Source organism: Ideonella lacteola, from assembly GCF_038066555.1.
GTDB classification, from domain to species: domain Bacteria; phylum Pseudomonadota; class Gammaproteobacteria; order Burkholderiales; family Burkholderiaceae_C; genus Ideonella; species Ideonella lacteola.
The window spans coordinates 526994-543810 of the sequence record NZ_JBBUTG010000001.1; the positions used below are offsets into that span (position 1 = coordinate 526994).

Annotated in this window: 12 protein-coding genes; 7 read left to right on the forward strand and 5 right to left on the reverse strand. The window is 66.7% G+C overall.

Annotated features, from left to right (window positions below; translation table 11 throughout):
* The first annotated feature begins 88 nt into the window (after positions 1–88).
* The gene (locus AACH06_RS02230; protein WP_341423962.1) at positions 89–1639 is read left to right on the forward strand and encodes a 3-hydroxyacyl-CoA dehydrogenase; all 1551 of its coding nucleotides are present in this window, start codon (positions 89–91) and stop codon (positions 1637–1639) included.
* On the opposite strand, the gene AACH06_RS02235 is transcribed toward AACH06_RS02230, so the two are convergent.
* The 3 genes from AACH06_RS02235 to AACH06_RS02245 form a co-directional block, all read right to left on the reverse strand.
* Entirely contained in the window at positions 1590–3893 is a 2304-nt protein-coding gene (locus AACH06_RS02235) for a sensor histidine kinase (protein WP_341423963.1), read from the reverse strand. The two genes, AACH06_RS02230 and AACH06_RS02235, sit on opposite strands and share 50 nt — an antisense overlap.
* A 40-nt stretch (positions 3894–3933) precedes the next feature.
* The gene (locus AACH06_RS02240) at positions 3934–4674 is read right to left on the reverse strand and encodes a LuxR C-terminal-related transcriptional regulator (RefSeq protein WP_341423964.1); all 741 of its coding nucleotides are present in this window, start codon (positions 4672–4674) and stop codon (positions 3934–3936) included.
* Positions 4675–4834: 160 nt separating this feature from the next.
* On the reverse strand, positions 4835–5812 hold the full coding sequence (locus AACH06_RS02245) for an NADPH:quinone oxidoreductase family protein (protein WP_341423965.1): 978 nt from the start codon (positions 5810–5812) through the stop codon (positions 4835–4837).
* A 169-nt stretch (positions 5813–5981) separates the two neighbouring features.
* On the opposite strand from AACH06_RS02245, the gene surE reads away from it, so the two are divergent.
* The 4 genes from surE (at position 5982) to rlmD (ending at position 9955) form a co-directional block, all read left to right on the forward strand.
* On the forward strand, positions 5982–6758 hold the full coding sequence (gene surE / locus AACH06_RS02250) for a 5'/3'-nucleotidase SurE (protein WP_341423966.1): 777 nt from the start codon (positions 5982–5984) through the stop codon (positions 6756–6758).
* Between the two features lie 37 nt (positions 6759–6795).
* Positions 6796–7620 carry a protein-L-isoaspartate(D-aspartate) O-methyltransferase gene (locus tag AACH06_RS02255; RefSeq protein ID WP_341423967.1) on the forward strand — a complete coding sequence of 275 codons (825 nt, stop codon included), beginning with the start codon at positions 6796–6798 and terminating at the stop codon, positions 7618–7620.
* A gap of 1 nt (position 7621) precedes the next feature.
* Positions 7622–8527 carry a peptidoglycan DD-metalloendopeptidase family protein gene (locus tag AACH06_RS02260; RefSeq protein WP_423221974.1) on the forward strand — a complete coding sequence of 302 codons (906 nt, stop codon included), beginning with the start codon at positions 7622–7624 and terminating at the stop codon, positions 8525–8527.
* Positions 8528–8608: 81 nt separating this feature from the next.
* Entirely contained in the window at positions 8609–9955 is a 1347-nt protein-coding gene (rlmD, locus tag AACH06_RS02265) for a 23S rRNA (uracil(1939)-C(5))-methyltransferase RlmD (RefSeq protein WP_341423968.1), read from the forward strand.
* Between the two features lie 17 nt (positions 9956–9972).
* Here rlmD and AACH06_RS02270 read toward each other — a convergent pair whose 3' ends face one another.
* The gene (locus tag AACH06_RS02270) at positions 9973–11199 is read right to left on the reverse strand and encodes an NAD(P)/FAD-dependent oxidoreductase (RefSeq protein WP_341423969.1); all 1227 of its coding nucleotides are present in this window, start codon (positions 11197–11199) and stop codon (positions 9973–9975) included.
* A gap of 122 nt (positions 11200–11321) precedes the next feature.
* Positions 11322–12017, reverse strand: coding sequence for a Bax inhibitor-1/YccA family protein (locus tag AACH06_RS02275; protein ID WP_341423970.1), 696 nt, complete (start codon positions 12015–12017; stop codon positions 11322–11324).
* 301 nt (positions 12018–12318) lie between these two features.
* Between AACH06_RS02275 and carA the strand changes: the two genes are divergently transcribed.
* Positions 12319–13488, forward strand: a complete 1170-nt coding sequence (gene carA / locus AACH06_RS02280) for a glutamine-hydrolyzing carbamoyl-phosphate synthase small subunit (protein ID WP_341424224.1) — start codon at positions 12319–12321, stop codon at positions 13486–13488.
* Positions 13489–16743: a carbamoyl-phosphate synthase large subunit gene (gene carB, locus AACH06_RS02285; RefSeq protein ID WP_341423971.1), complete on the forward strand. Its 3255-nt coding sequence runs from the start codon at positions 13489–13491 to the stop codon at positions 16741–16743.
* Positions 16744–16817: the final 74 nt, after the last annotated feature.

Genomic DNA, 16817 nt, shown 5'->3' on the forward strand with positions numbered 1-16817 from the left:
CCTGCGTCAAGGCTAACGCCATTGACTCAATATAGGCAATATAGTGCATACCCTGCAACGTTATGCTTCGGGCAGGAGAACTTCAAGCATGAACCAATCTCAGCTGCCGCCCGTCCTCGTCGTGGGCGCGGGCATCATGGGCGCGGGCATCGCGCAGGTGGCCGCGCAGGCCGGGCACCGGGTGATGCTCTACGACACCCGAGAAGGCGCGGCCGCTTCGGCCCGCGACAAGCTGGGCCAGACGCTGCAGGGCCTGGTCGCCAAGGGCAAGCTCAGTGCCGAATCGGCCGACGCCGCGCTGTCTCGCATTGCCCCGGTGCTGCGACTCGAAGATGCCGTCGAGGCGGGCCTCGTGGTCGAAGCCATCGTCGAGAACTTGGAGGCCAAGCGGGCCTTGCTGCGTCAGTTGGAGGCACTGTTGGCAGACGATGCCGTGCTCGCCTCCAACACCTCGTCGATCTCGATCACGGCGCTGGCCAATGGCCTGCGGGTTCCGGGCCGGGTGGTGGGCATGCACTTCTTCAACCCCGTGCCGTTGATGAAGTTGGTCGAAGTGGTGTCGGGGCTGCAGACCGATCACGGCGTGGCGCAGCGGGTGTTTCAGTGGGCCACCTCGTGGGGCAAGACGGCGGTGCATGCGCGCTCGACCCCGGGCTTCATCGTCAACCGCATCGCGCGCCCCTACTACGCGGAAACCTTGGCCCTGCTGCAGGAGCGCGCGGTGGAGCCTGCGGTGGTGGATGCCTGTCTGCGCGGCGCCGGGTTTCGCATGGGGCCTTGCGAACTGATGGACCTCATCGGGCACGACACGAACTTCTCGGTCACCGAGTCGGTGTATCAGGCGAACTTCTACGACAAGCGTTTCCAGCCTTCGCTGGTCCAGCGCGAGATGGTCGATGGTGGCTTGCTGGGGCGGAAGTCGGGCCGTGGTTTCTATGGCTACGGCGAAGGCGCTGCTGCACCGGCACTTCCGTCCGCTCGGGCGGGGGTGTGCCCGCGCTCGGTGCGCTGGCATGGGGGTGAGGCTGGCGGCGCCGCGATGGCCTCGTTCGGCCGTCGTTGGCGCGAGGCATTGGCAGCGGCGGGTGTGACGGTGGAGCCGGTGGCCGGCTCGGGCTGGATCGGCATCGAGGCAGAGGGCCGCCGGCTCGCACTGACCGACGGCCGTGCGGCCACCCAGCGCGCTGTGGACGACGGGGGGGACGACGGGGTGGGCGACCTCGTGCTGTTCGATCTGCCCATCGCCGAGCTGCCCGCAGGCGCTTGCCTGGCCTATGCGGCGGGTGCGGCCACCGGCTCAGCGTGGGTCGATCAAGCGGCCGCGTTGCTTGGGTTGGCGGGCGTGCAGCCTCAGCAGGTGGAGGACGCCCCCGGGCTGGTGGTGGCACGCACCCTGGCCATGCTGATCAACGAAGCGGCCGATGCGGTGCAGCAGGGCGTGTGCACCGCCGAGGGCGCCGATCTCGCGATGAAGCTGGGGGTGAACTACCCCGCGGGCCCGTTCGAATGGCTGGCCCGCTGGGATGGTGATGCGGTGGTGTCGCTGCTCGACCGACTGGCCGACCACTACCGCGGCGAGCGCTACCGGGTCAGCCCTTGGCTGCGCCAGCGCCACCCCCGTCGAGGTTCGGCACGCTGACCAGGCAGACGATGCCCTTGGGCTCGCGCTCTCGCCAGGAGACCGAGCCCCCCATCAGCTTGACCCGCTTGCGGATGCCGCCCAGACCGAGGCCGTGAGACCACTTGGCCGGCGTGCGGCCCACGCCATCGTCGCTGATGGTGACGGTGAACAGGCCTTCGTGCAGCCGCATCTCGATCAACACCTTGGTGGCCTTCGAGTGGGCGATGATGTTGCTCACCAGCTCGCGCAGGATGCGGGTGAGTGACGACCACTGGATGATGGTCAGCGTGAGGTCTTCGTCGAAGCTGGCTGTCCACTCCAGCTCGCACCGTGCCGCTTCGAGTCGCGCGGTGATGTCGGTCTTCCACTCCGCGGCGGCCAGCGCGAGCGAGTGGGTGGAGGCGGCGAGGCCCCGGGTGAGCGTCTTCAGATCCTGCAGGGTGTGACGGACGTAGTCCTCCATCTCCTTGCTCTGGGCCTTGTACATCAGGGTCAGCAGGCGGGCACCGATGTCGTCGTGCAGATCTTGTGCGATGCGCTGGCGTTCTTCGCTGCGGCCGCGTTCCACCGCACGGTCGTGCGCCAGGGCGCGCATCAACTGCTCGACGATGCGATCCGCGAGGCGCGCGTCTTCAGGCGTGAACAGGCGCTTGCCGCGCTCGGCAAACCGCAGGGCGATCTGGCCATCGAGCATCGGGCCCTGGGTGAGGTTGGGCACCGGCACCAGCAGCACCGCACCGTTGGCCACCACCCGGCTCTGTCGCCCCTGCCCGCCGGTGCGCGAGGTCTCGAGCGGCTCGAAGACGTGGCGCAGCAGATCGGCCATCCGATCGGCCGCTCGCTCGGGCTTGGCCTCGACCTCACGCGCGATGCGGTAGAGGTGCTCGAACATCCGCTCCGTGGTCAGTGTGCGGGCGCCCATCATCTGGTTGACCAGCCACTGGCGCACGGCGGCATAGGCCCCGAGTGCGAGGAACAGCGAGAGTGTCAGTGACGCGAACTGGCTGAACGAGAAGACGGCGACGAACAGCAGGTCGACCGAGGTGGCCACGGTGCTGACGCCGGCCAGCATCGCGAACTCGCGCATCACGTTTTGTGAGCGCGAGATGAACGGCACCATCAGGATGACCGAGGCGAAGAAAACGCTCCAGATCACCGGCCCCACCGCTGCCAGCGGCTGCACGTCTGGCGGCATGTGAGGGACCAGCGCGACGGCCAGCGTCAGCAGCACCAGTGCGCCGACGGTGACGGCCGCGAAGCGCCGCATCACGATGGCAAACGGATGCGGTTGCGCCGAACCGGGCCAGGCGAGGAACAGGATGCACAAGGCGCCATCGGCGATCAGCAGCGCCTGTGCCGTCCACCAGTGGTGCGGCTGCTGGCCGAGCACCGCGTAGATGCCGAATCCGAGGGTGGCACCCCAACTGGCCAGCACCGGCAGAAAACGCCAGCGCGCCCTGTACGGGTGCAAGGCCGTGGCGTGCAGCACGGCGGCGCCGGTCGCCAAGTCGAGCAGGGTGAGTAGCGAATGCTCGCGCAGCACCAGCGAGCTGGGCAGCGTGAGCCCGGGCACCGAGCCGATGGCGGCCAGCAGCAATTGGCCGGCCTGAGACAGCGCCATCAGCGCATAGAGCAGGTTGCGCAGCTGCGGCTGCACCAGGGGCACGATCCAGCCGACGAGGAACAGCACCATCGCAAAGGCGCTGAGCAGCCAGAACATCGCACCGAGCCCGGCATAGCCGCGGGGCCGCGGCACCACGTCCACCCGGTGGCCGTTGTTGAACACCAGCACCAGATGCCCGGACTCCACCTCGCGCGCGACTTGCAGCCGGGTGCTGATCAGGCGCTGACGCAGTTCATCGTCGGCCAGCCAGCGGGCGGAGTGGGTCAGGGCCAGCGCATCGAAAGCCAGCGTGCTGCCGGGCTCGATCTCGATACCGACCAACTCGCGCCCCACCTCTTCCTTCAGGCCGGGCACATTGGTGTAGACCAGCTCCAGCCCGCCCTCGTGCGTGACGCGCCAGTCGGCGGCCACGTGCGGGTTGTTGGCCATCACCCGCGCCAACAGGAAGACCGTCAGACAAGCGACCACCGCAGCCAGCAGCAGGGCCTGGCGACGCCAACCGATGCGGGGCGTGCCACTGGCCAACGGCGGCGTGGCGCCGAACGTGCTGGGCTCGCCGAAACGTGAGTCGGTGGAGTGGGACCAACCGCTGTCGCTGGCTGGCTGGACGGAATCGGGGGGGTCTTCTGCGGCGGTGGTGGAACTCATGATGCGCCCACCGCGTGGCGCGGGGCATGAACGACGAAGATCAGACCAGACCTTGCTTGCTGGCCAAGACGGCCGCTTCGGCGCGGCTGGACACGTTGAGCTTGCGGTAGATCGACTTGATGTGATCGTTGACGGTGAACCACTTGATGCCCATCAGGTTGGCGATCTCTTTGATCGTGAAACCCTTGCTCAGGTACGTCAAGACTTCGATCTCGCGCGGCGTCAGGTGAGGCAGATCGACCGGCTTTTCGATGGGCACCGGCTTCTGGCCGGCACCCGAAGGCGCGCTGGACAGGGTGCTCATCGGCGCAGGTGCGGCCGAATCGGCCGCGGCGCCGTGGCGGAAGTGCGTGAGCAGGCGGCGGGCAATGGCGGGCGAGAGCGGCGGTTGCCCCAGCACGATCTTGCGCAGCTCTTCGACGAGCACGTCGAAGCGGTCTTCCTTGAGCAGGTAGCCGTCGGCGCCGCACTGCAGGGCCGGGAAGAGATGGTCGTCGTCCGAATACAGCGTGGTCACCACCTTGGTGGCCGGGTATTGCGTCAGCTCGGCGAGCAGCTCCAGGCCATTGCCGTCGGGCAATTCCAGATCCACCAGCATCAGCTTGAACGGGTCGGCCCCGTGCAAGCCGTGCGGCCCGGTCAGCGCGATCTGCTCGCGGGCGGTCTCCAGGTCTCCAGCTTCGGTGATCGAAATCGGATCGCTGAAGCTCTCCCGAAGCACGCGCGACAGAAAGTCGCGGGCGACGGGGTTGTCTTCCAGGATCAGCACCTTCACGGTCATTTGCGCTCCCCTATTACATCAAGCTGGCGTGGGCCGGCATGCTAGCAGCCACCCAAGGGGGGGACCGAGCCCCCTTTTGGGGGACGATGCCAGGGCCTGGGCTCTCCCTATTCTTAGGGGTAAAGCCCGGCGAAGCAACCGCGAACTTGCCCGGTGGTGTTCAGCCGTTCACCAGCACCAGCTTGCCCTTGATGGCGCGCTCGGCCATGCGGCGGTAGGCGGTCGGGACTTCGCTCATCGGCAGCAGGCTGTCGATCACCGGCTTGATCTTGCCCTCGGCATACCAGCGCGCCAGTTCGGCCAGTGCCCGCGCATTGGCGGCGGGTTCCCGGCGGACGAATTCGCCCCAGAACACGCCGACGATCGAAGCGCCCTTGAGCAGTGCAAGGTTGAAGGGCAGGGCCGGGATGCCGCCGGCCGCGAAGCCGACCACCAGATAGCGGCCGCGCCAGGCGATCGAGCGAAACGCCGGCTCCGCGTGCTCGCCCCCGACGGCGTCGTAGATGATGTCCGGCCCGGCGCCCCCGGTGATGCGCTTGAGGGCATCGCGCAGCGACTCGGTGCTGTAGTTGATGGTGTCGTCGGCGCCGATGGCGCGACAGGCAGCGCATTTGTCGTCGGTCGACACGGCGGCGATCACGCGCGCGCCCGCGGCCTTGGCGATCTGGATGGCCGCGGTGCCCACGCCACCGGCAGCGCCCAGGATCAGAACGGTTTCACCGGCCTTGAGCTGGCCGCGGTCCAGCAGCGCGTGGTGCGAGGTGCCATAGGTGAAGGCGAAGGCGGCCGCGTCTTCCAGCGCGAACCCGGGCGGCAGCGGAATCAGCTGTTGCGCCTTCACGCAGGCGTGCGTGCCGAACCCGCCCGAGGTGCCGATCGCCGCCACCGGATCGCCCACCTTCAAGTGCGTGACTCCGGAACCGACGGCCTCGACCCGCCCGGCGAACTCTGATCCCGGCACGAACGGCAGCGGTGGGCGGACCTGGTACTTGCCTTCGACCGTCAGCAGATCAGGGAAATTGATGCTCGCCGCACGGATGGCGATACGCACCTCGTCGGCGGCCGGCTCCGGGGTGGGCAGTTCGCGCCAGACGAGGGCGCCGGGGCCGGTGGTCGATTCGCAAAGCCAGGCTTGCATGGCGTGCTCCAGAGGCTGGTGGATGGGTTGCTGGCGGCATGATAGGCAGACGCGGCGGTCCGAATCGTCGCCTGTGTGACGTTGGTGTGGCGATGGGGCCGCGTGGGTTCCACGCTTCACAACACGTGAGAAGCCGTGACCGGGTGTTGCGGCTGCCTACAATCGCCGCATGCGCATCCTCATCGCCAATGACGACGGTTACCTCGCGCCCGGCATCGCTGCGCTGGTCCAAGCCTGCCAAGGCCTGGGCGAGATCGATGTCATCGCGCCCGAACAAAACGCGAGCGGCACTTCGAATGCCTTGAGCCTGACCCGGCCTCTGACGGTGCACGAGGCCCGCGGAGAGCCCGTGCAGGGCTTTCGCTTCGTCAACGGCACGCCCTCGGACAGCGTGCACATCGCGTTGACGGGGCTGCTGCCCCACAAGCCCGATCTGGTGCTCTCGGGTATCAACCAGGGCGCCAACATGGGCGACGACACGCTTTACTCGGGCACCGTCGCCGCCGCCATGGAGGGCTTTCTGTTCGGCGTGCCGGCCATCGCCTTCTCTCAGGCGGAAAAAGGCTGGACGCACCTGGACGCCGCCGCGCGCACGGCCCGCCGCATCGTCGAGGCGGTGCTGGCCTCCATGGCGCAGCGGCCGCCGGCCGCCAAGCCCTGGCTGCTGAACGTGAACATCCCGAACCGGCCGGACGCCGACCAACTGCCTTGGGCCACGACACGCCTGGGCCGTCGCCACGCCAGTGAGCCCGTCATCAAGCAGATCAGCCCCCGTGGCGAAACGGTCTACTGGATCGGCCCCGCGGGTGACGCTCGCGAGGCGGGCGAGGGCACCGATTTCCACGCGGTGGCCCATGGCCGGGTATCCATCACGCCCTTGCAGGTGGACTTGACCGATCACGCCGCGCTGCCGGATTGGCAGTCGCGCTTGTGTGGCGGTGGATGAGCATCGTGCTGTGCAGTAGGGCATGCGAGATGCGTCGATGAGTGACAAGAAGCCGGCCGGCACCCGCACCGCGCGTTTTCCGGCGTCGCTCGAAGGGCGGGCACCGGCGCCGGCCATGACGGCCCCTGGGGTGCTGCGCCCGCAACGCCTGCTGCACGAGGTGGCGCAGGATGCCGCCCGCCAGGTGGCCCCGCGCGGCTTGGGCCTGGACAGCGCGCCCGTGCGCCAACGGATGGTGCAGCGCCTGCGGTCCGACGGTGTTCGCTGCGAACCTGTGTTGACGGCGATGGGCCATGTGCCCCGGCACGAGTTCGTCGACACGGCCCTGGTGGCTCAGGCGTATGAAGACACGAGCCTGCCGATTGGCCTGTCCCAGACCATCTCCAAGCCCTCTGTCGTCGCGCGGATGATCGAGTGGCTGTACCTGGGCGAAGCGGCGCGGCAGCGCGGTCACCTCGGCCGTGTGCTGGAGATCGGCACCGGCTGCGGCTACCAGGCGGCGGTGCTGGCGCATTTGTCCACCCAGGTGATTTCGGTCGAACGGCTGAAGGCGCTGCACGAGCTGGCCGCCCGTCACCTGCATCGCCTGCAGGTACCGCGCTGCCGACTGGTATATGGTGACGGCATGCGTGGGCACCCGCCCAACGCTCCTTACGACACCATCATCGCTGCCGCTGGGGGTGAAGACCTTCCCGGTTCGTGGCTCGATCAACTGGCTGTCGGTGGCCGCCTGGTGGCCCCTGCGCGTTCGAACGATGGGCGCGGACAGGTCCTGGTGATCGTCGATCGCACCCCCGATGGATGGCACCGCAGCTTCGGCGAGGCGGTGCAGTTCGTCCCCTTAAAATCCGGCACCCATTGACATGACCACTACACAGGGATTGCACGCGCCGATGAACCCCAGCCGTTGGACTTCCACACGAACACTCGGCCTGTGGGCGGTCTGCGCGGCCATGCTGCTCGCGGGCTGCAAGACGGTCCACTCACCAGCCCCGGTGGAGGAGCGTGCCACCTCGGCCAGCCAGGTCAAGCCCGCGGCGGCCCCGGAGGCGGCCAAGCCGGCGTCCACCCCCGCAGCGACCTCAGGCGATGCCCGGCCAGCCACCTACACCGTCAAGCCAGGCGACACGCTGATGCGCATCGCACTGGAGTCGGGTCAGGCCTGGCGAGACATCGCCCGCTGGAACGGGATGGACAACCCGAATGTGATCGAGGTAGGGCAGGTGTTGCGGGTGATGCCGCCGGCCGCCGAGACCGCCGTCGCGACGAAGCCTGTCACCCCTCCCAAGATCGAGACCAAGCCGCTCGACGCGGGCACGAAGCCCGCAGCGTCTGCACCGGCCGCCTCTGCCGCGGCGTCTGCCAGCGTGGCGCCGGCCGTGCCCGCCAAGGACAACGACGACGACGTCCAGTGGGCCTGGCCAGCCGCCGGCCCGGTGGCCACGCCTTTCGACGAATCGCGCAACAAGGGCTTGGCGATCACCGGCAAGGCGGGTGATCCGGTCTACGCCGCGGCCGATGGCCGGGTGGTCTACGCCGGTTCGGGCCTGCGAGGCTACGGCAATCTGGTGATCGTGAAGCACAACGCCACGTACCTCACGGCCTACGCGCACAACCAGACCTTGCTGGTCAAGGAAGATCAGGTGGTGCGCAAGGGCCAGAAGATCGCCGAAATGGGCTCGTCGGACGCCGAGCGCGTTCAACTGCACTTCGAGGTGCGTCGCCAGGGCAAGCCCGTCGATCCGACCAAGCTGTTGCCTCCCCGCTGATTTCACCCCCACCGCCTATCCGCATCGATTGACGCCGCCTCCGGGCGGCGTCGGCCTTTGCACCGCCTGCCAGAGAACCGCATGACTGCACGAGACGAGTGGCTGACCGTCGAATCGCTCGACATTGAGGCCCAGGGCGTTGCCCACAACAGCGAAGGCAAGGTTGTCTTCATCGAAGGCGCGCTGCCGGGTGAGCAGGTGCAGGTTGATGTCGGCCGCAAGAAGAACCAGTGGGAGCAGGCGACGATGCGCGAGATGCGACGCGAGAGCGCGCAACGCGTGCGGCCGGCGTGCCCGCATTTCGGGTTGCACGCCGGCGCCTGCGGTGGCTGCAAGATGCAGCACTTGCACGGGGCGGCTCAGGTCGCGATCAAGCAGCGGGTGCTGGAAGACAACATGGCGCACCTCGGCAAGGTGAAGCCCGAGCGCATGCTGCGACCGATCGAAGGCCCGACGTGGGGCTACCGCCTGCGCGCCCGGCTGTCGGTGCGGTACGTGCCGAAAAAGGGCACGGTCCTGGTGGGCTTCCACGAGCGCAAGTCGCGCTATGTGGCCGACATGGGTGAGTGCCACGTGCTGCCGCGGCGGGTGAGCGACATGCTGATCCCGCTGCGTGAGTTGATCGGCGCCATGGACGGGCGCGATCGGCTGCCGCAGATTGAATTGGCCATTGGCGACGCCGTCACCGCGCTGGTGCTGCGGCATCTGGAACCACTGTCGGCCGCAGATGTGCGCCGACTGCGCGAGTTTGCCGAGCGGCACGGCGTGCAGTGGTGGCTGCAACCCAAGGGGCCTGAGACGGTGCACCTGATGGATGAGGGAGGCCCTGAGCTGGCCTACACCTTGCCCGAATTCGGCCTGACCATGCCGTTCAAGCCCACCGACTTCACCCAGGTCAACCACCAGATCAACACCGTGCTCGTCGGCCGCGCGCTGCGCCTGCTGGATGTGCAGGCTGACGAGCGGGTGATCGACTGGTTCTGCGGCTTGGGCAACTTCACCTTGCCACTGGCCACGCGGGCACGCGAGGTGCTGGGCATCGAGGGCAGCGAGGTGCTGGTCGAGCGCTCACGGCAGAACGCGGTTCGCAACGGTGTGGCCGAGCGGACGAGCTTTGCGGCGCGCAACCTGTTCGAGATCGGCCCGGAAGACCTGATGTCGTACGGCGTGGCCGACAAGTGGTTGGTCGATCCGCCGCGTGAGGGGGCCTTTGCCCTGGCCAAGGCGCTGGCGGATCTGAATGAAGCGCCCCGCGAAGGCTGGCGTTTCCCGCGTCGAATCGTCTATGTGAGCTGCAATCCGGCCACATTGGCGCGCGACGCCGGGCTGCTCGTCCACGTCGCCGGCTATCGCTGCGTGGCCGCGGGGGCTGTCAACATGTTCCCGCACACCGCGCACGTCGAGTCGATCGCCGTCTTCGAGCGCTGACCGAGGTAGCGCCTGCGTCAGCCGAAGATGATGCCGCGCAAGCCTCGCCAGGACAGCAGGTTTCCTGGCATTCGACGCTCGTTCAGTATGTCCGACAGGCGTTGCGCGATGCGGGGGCTGTGGCGCGCGCGCCAGACGACCAGGCTGACCAGCGCCGGGTAGCGATTGACGGTGGCGGCCTTGCGGTACATCTCGAACCGTGGCCGGAGGGCGTCGAGGCTGCGGCGGTAGGCCTGCAGCACTTGGGCATCTTCAGCGGGGCTGGTTTGCAGTGCCGCTGATGCCGCCATGCCGGTCTCCAGCGCCTTGCCAATGCCCTCGCCTGTGAAGGCGTAAGTGGCACCGGCGGCTTCGCCGGTCACCAGCACGCCCGGCTCGCACCACCGGGCGCCGTCGAGATCGCAGCGCAAGGGCGCGCCTTTCAGCTCACCCAGGGATTCACCTTCCTGCATCAGGCGTGCCGCCAGCGGATCGATGGCGAGATAGTCGTTGAACACCGCCCGGAGGTTGCGGCTCTGGTTCTCGTCGGTGTGGCTGTCCAGCAGGCCCACGCCGATGTTGTAGGTGTCGTCCGGCCCCGGAAAAATCCATCCGTAGCCGCTTCGAAGCTGGCGGTGCCACACGAAGCGGGGGTTGCCGAGCTCGGCTGCCATGCCCGGGTGTCGCACATACGCCCGCAAGGCCATCGCGCTGGGCGTGCGCCTTTCGCAGAGATTGGCTGCGAGCAAGGCCGATGGCGTGGCGCCCGTGGCCAGCACGAGCCAGCGGCACTCGACGTCGCGGGTCTGTCCGCCGTGGCTCAACTGGGCGCCGACGACGCGCCCGTTCGCATCGCGGCGAGCCAGCAGAAACTTCGCAGGTGCCACCATGCGCGCGCCGGCCTCAACGGCGGCGGTGCACAGCAGGGCATCCAACTCGCGACGAGGCAACACCGCCAGCTCGCCCGCCACGTCGATGTGACGTCCACTCGGAGCCACGCAACGGGCCGCGGCGGCGGGCCGGGCGAGTGCCATCACCCGGTCGTGGACGCCCAGGCGGCGCAGCGCGGCGTGGGTGTCGGGCACCAGGCCGTCTCCGCACACCTTGTCGCGCGGGAAGGCTTGCGCGTCGACCAGCACGACATCGCGGCCCGCGGCGGCCAGTTGCTGCGCGCAGGCGCTTCCTGCCGGTCCCGCGCCCACGACCAGCACCTCGCACGTCTCAGGCAGCGAACTGAGGGGGTGATTCCAGTCGGGCATCTTCATCGGCGGCGTTGGATCGGTGTTCGGGCGACGTTCGGGCGGCAGAGCGGCCGCGGCATTGTGCCGTTTGCCCGCCAACGAAAAGGGCCCGCGAGGGGCCCTTGAATCTGAGATGCAGGGTGCGCTCAGTCGCTCTCGCCACCGAAGATGCCGAGCAGGCTGAGCAGGCTCTGGAAGACGTTGTAGATGTCGAGGTAGAGCGCGAGTGTGGCGGTGATGTAGTTGGTTTCGCCGCCGTCGATCACACGCTTCAGGTCGTACACCATGTACGCCGAGAACAACCCGATGCACAGCACCGACATCGTGAGAAACGCTGCACTGGACTGGACGAACACGTTGATGATGCCGGCGATCATGATCACCACCGCGCCGACGAACAGGAACTTGCCCATGCCCGACAGGTCGCGCTTGATCACGGAGGCGAGCGTGGCCATCACCAGGAAGACGCCGGCCGTCCCGCCAAAGGCGGTCATCACCAGTGCGCTGCCGTTCTTCATGCCCAGCACGATCGCCAGCAGTCGGGACAGCATCAGCCCCATGAAGAAGGTGAAGGCCAGCAACACGCCAATGCCCGCAGCGGAGTGCTTCGTCTTTTCGATCGCGAACATGAACCCGATGGCGCCCGCGAAGAACACCACCATGCCGACGCCGGGGCTCAGGCCAGTGACCAGACCGGTGGAGACCCCGAGCCAGGCGCCGAGCACCGTGGGGATCATCGAGAGAGCGAGCAGCCAGTAGGTGTTTCGCAGCACCCGGTGGCGTTGCGCCGCCAGCGAGCCCGACCCGGCCAGGCCGGTATAGGTTTGCAGGCTTTCGTTCATGGAACCTCCGTTGGTTGCAATGCGCCGCAGGGCGCAGCATGTCAGACCGTTAAACGGCAATTCTAGTTCCGCCCCCTTCCGCGAGAGGGTTCATGCGGCTCCTCGGGGTTGGCCATTGGCCGCGTTCAGGCTATACTTAGCGGGTTTACCCGAAAACACAGCCGCCCAGCGAAACTCCCCCTCACGGTTTCCTCTCGAGTCCTGCCCAAGCCTTCGAACAGCCCTGTGCTGCGGAGGGCGATAGTGGGCCCGGGCTGGGTGCGCGAACACCGGAGTTTCCATCTTGCCGCTACCGTCGTCCCTGGTGCCTGTCACGGCGCCCGCCATCCTGGCTCTCGCAGACGGCACGGTCTTTTCAGGCACCTCGATCGGCGCAGCCGGTCGCACGGTCGGTGAAGTGGTGTTCAACACCGCGCTCACCGGCTACCAGGAAATTCTCACCGACCCCAGCTACTGCCAGCAGATCGTCACGTTGACGTATCCGCACATCGGCAACTACGGCGTCAACGGTGAGGATGTCGAGGCGTCCAAAGTCCATGCCGCCGGTCTGATCATCAAGGATCTGCCGGTTCGCGTCTCCAACTTCCGCCAATCACAGACGCTGTCCGAGTACCTGCGTGCGCAGGGCACGGTGGCGATCGCAGGCATCGACACGCGTCGCCTCACCCGTGTGCTGCGCACGACGGGCGCACAGAACGGCTGCATCGCCACCTTTGCCGAAGGCCATCCGGTCAGCGACGCAGACATCGCCGATGCGGTGGCCCGCGCGAAAGCGGCCCCCAGCATGGCAGGGCAGGATCTGGCGCAGGTGGTCAGTGTCGACCGAGCCTACGAGTGGACAGAAACCGAATGGCAGCTGTCGAGGGCCGATGGCACGCCCGGCTACGGGCAACTGGCCGATGCGAAATACCACGTGGTGGCCTTTGACTTCGGCGTCAAGCGCAACATCCTTCGCATGCTGGCCGAGCGCGGATGCCGTGTGACGGTGGTGCCAGCCAAGACGCCAGCGGCCGAGGTGCTGAAGCACCGGCCCGACGGCATCTTCTTGAGCAATGGGCCTGGCGACCCGCAGCCTTGCGACTATGCAATCGCCGCGGTGCGTGAGCTGATCGAGACGGGCATCCCCACGTTTGGGATCTGCCTGGGTCACCAGATCATGGCGCTGGCATCCGGCGCGAAGACCTTCAAGATGAAGTTCGGGCACCACGGCGCGAACCATCCGGTCAAAGACCTGGATTCGGGTCGCGTGTCGATCACCAGCCAGAACCACGGTTTCGCGGTGGACGAGAAGACCTTGCCCGCCAACCTGCGCGCCACCCACGTCAGCCTGTTCGACGGCACGCTGCAGGGCTTGGCCCGCACCGACAAGCCGGCGTTTTGCTTCCAGGGTCACCCCGAAGCCTCGCCAGGCCCGCACGACATTGCTTACCTGTTCGATCGTTTCACCGCGTTGATGTCGGAGAAGAACTGAATGCCCAAGCGTACCGACATCCAGAGCATCCTCATCGTCGGCGCCGGCCCGATCATCATCGGGCAGGCGTGCGAGTTCGACTATTCCGGCGCCCAGGCCTGCAAGGCGCTGCGTGAAGAGGGCTACAAGGTCATCCTGGTCAACTCGAACCCGGCGACCATCATGACCGACCCCGACACGGCCGATGTGACCTACATCGAGCCCATCACCTGGCAGGTCGTCGAAAAGATCATCGCCAAAGAGCGGCCCGATGCCATCCTGCCGACGATGGGGGGCCAGACGGCGCTGAACTGTGCGCTCGATCTGCACAAGCATGGCGTGCTGGCCAAGTACGGCGTCGAAATGATTGGCGCCAATGAGCATGCGATCGAGAAGGCCGAAGACCGCCTGAAGTTCAAGGACGCGATGACCAAGATCGGGCTCGGCTCTGCCAAATCTGGCATCGCGCACTCGATGGAAGAAGCCTGGGCCGTGCAAAAGAGCATCCAGGCCGAGATCGGCGGCTCGGGCTTCCCGATGGTGATCCGCCCCAGCTTCACGCTCGGCGGCACCGGCGGCGGCATTGCCTACAACCCTGAAGAGTTCGAGACCATCTGCAAGCGCGGCCTTGATCTCTCGCCCACCAACGAACTGCTCATCGAAGAATCGCTCATCGGGTGGAAAGAGTACGAGATGGAGGTCGTCCGCGACAAGGCGGACAACTGCATCATCGTGTGCTCGATCGAGAACCTCGACCCGATGGGCATCCACACCGGCGACTCGATCACTGTCGCCCCCGCCCAGACGCTGACCGACAAGGAATACCAGTTGCTGCGCAACGCGTCGATCGCGATCTTGCGTGAGATCGGCGTCGACACTGGTGGCTCGAATGTGCAGTTCTCGATCAATCCGGACACCGGCCGGATGATCGTGATCGAGATGAACCCGCGTGTGTCGCGTTCCTCTGCACTGGCCTCCAAGGCCACGGGCTTCCCGATCGCCAAGGTCGCGGCCAAGCTGGCGGTGGGCTACACGTTGGACGAGCTGAAGAACGACATCACGGGTGGTGCCACGCCGGCCTCGTTCGAGCCGTCGATCGACTACGTGGTCACCAAGATCCCGCGCTTCGCCTTCGAGAAGTTCCCGGCGGCCGATGCCCACCTCACCACCCAGATGAAGTCGGTGGGCGAAGTGATGGCGATGGGGCGCTGCTTCCAGGAGAGCTTCCAAAAGGCGCTTCGCGGCCTGGAAACGGGTATCGACGGCCTGACCGAGCGCTCGACGGACCGGGAAGAGGTCGTGCAGGAAATCGGCGAGGCCGGGCCCGAGCGAATCTTGTTCGTGGCCGACGCGTTCCGCATCGGAATGACGCTGGACGAGATCTTCGCGGAGACGGCGATCGACCCGTGGTTCCTGGCGCAGATCGAGCAGATCGTGTCCACCGAGAAGGCGCTGTCGGGTCGGACGTTGGACAGTCTGAGCAAGGCGGAGCTGTTCTTCCTGAAGCAGAAGGGCTTCTCGGACAAGCGCCTGGCCAAGTTGCTCGGCACCAACCAGCACGAAGTTCGCGCGCGTCGTCATGCCCTGAACGTCCGCCCGGTCTACAAGCGGGTCGATACCTGCGCTGCCGAGTTCGCGACGCAGACCGCCTACCTCTACTCGACCTACGACGAGGAGTGCGAAGCGCAACCCAGCGACAAGAAGAAGATCATGGTGCTGGGCGGCGGCCCGAACCGGATCGGGCAGGGCATCGAATTCGACTACTGCTGCGTCCATGCCGCGCTGGCGATGCGTGAAGACGGGTACGAGACCATCATGGTCAACTGCAACCCGGAAACCGTGTCGACCGACTACGACACCTCCGATCGTCTTTACTTCGAGCCGGTGACGCTCGAAGATGTGCTCGAGATCGTCGACAAGGAAAAGCCCGTTGGCGTGATCGTGCAGTACGGCGGCCAGACGCCGCTGAAGCTCGCACTCGACCTGGAGCGTGCCGGTGTGCCCATCATCGGTACCAGCCCCGATTCCATCGACATCGCCGAGGACCGTGAGCGCTTTCAGAAGCTGCTGCACGAACTCGGCCTCAAGCAGCCTCCCAATCGCACTGCGCGTACCGAAGAGGCGGCGATCGCGATGGCGCAAGAGATCGGCTACCCGCTGGTCGTGCGCCCGAGCTACGTGCTGGGCGGCCGTGCGATGGAAATCGTGCACGGCGACAAAGACCTGGAGCGCTACATGCGCGAAGCGGTGCGCGTCAGCGAGAAGTCTCCTGTGCTGCTGGATCGCTTCCTCGACGACGCGATCGAGGTCGATGTCGACTGCATCAGCGATGGCCATGACGTGATGATCGGCGGCATCATGGAGCACATCGAGCAGGCGGGCGTCCACTCCGGTGACTCTGCCTGTTCGCTGCCGCCTTATTCGCTGCCTGCCAGTCTGCAGGATGAGCTTCGTCGGCAGACAGCGCTGATGGCGCGTGCCCTGAAGGTGGTGGGCCTGATGAACGTGCAGTTCGCCATCCAGGGCGAAGGCGACGATCGCACGGTCTACGTTCTGGAGGTGAACCCCCGCGCGTCGCGCACGGTGCCTTTCGTGTCGAAGGCGACGGGTCAACCTTTGGCGAAGATCGCCGCGCGCTGCATGGCGGGCCAGAAATTGGTCGACCAGCGCGGCAAGGATGGCCAAGCGCCCCGCGAAGTGGTGCCGCCGTACTTCAGCGTCAAGGAAGCCGTTTTCCCGTTCAACAAGTTCCCGGGCGTTGACCCCATCCTGGGGCCCGAGATGCGCTCCACCGGCGAGGTGATGGGGGTGGCCTACAGCTTTGGCGAGGCGATGCTCAAGAGCCAGTTGGGCGCGGGCTCTCGACTGCCGAGCAAGGGCACTGTCGTGATCACGGTCAAGAACAACGACAAGGATCGCGCGGTCAAGGTCGCAGGCGATCTGGTCGACCTGGGTTACCAAGTGGTGGCCACCAAAGGCACTGCGGCTGCGATCTCGGCGGCGGGTGTCCCGGTGAAGCTGGTCAACAAGGTCAAGGACGGGCGCCCCCACATCGCCGACATGATCAAGGCCGGCGAGATCCAGCTGGTGTTCACCACGGTCGACGAAACGCGCACCGCCATCGCTGATTCACGTTATATCCGCACGGCAGCCCTGGCCAATCGGGTGACCTACTACACGACGATGGCGGGGTGTGAAGCAGCGACGGAGGCGCTCAAGCACCAGGACGACCTGAACGTGCTTTCTCTGCAAGAGCTGCACCGGGCGTTGGCCTGAGCCCACGGGGTTGGCGCGGGCTTGCAGCCCGCCCAATCTGCTCTAAACTTCGTCTAAGCGCGCCTTTTGGCGCG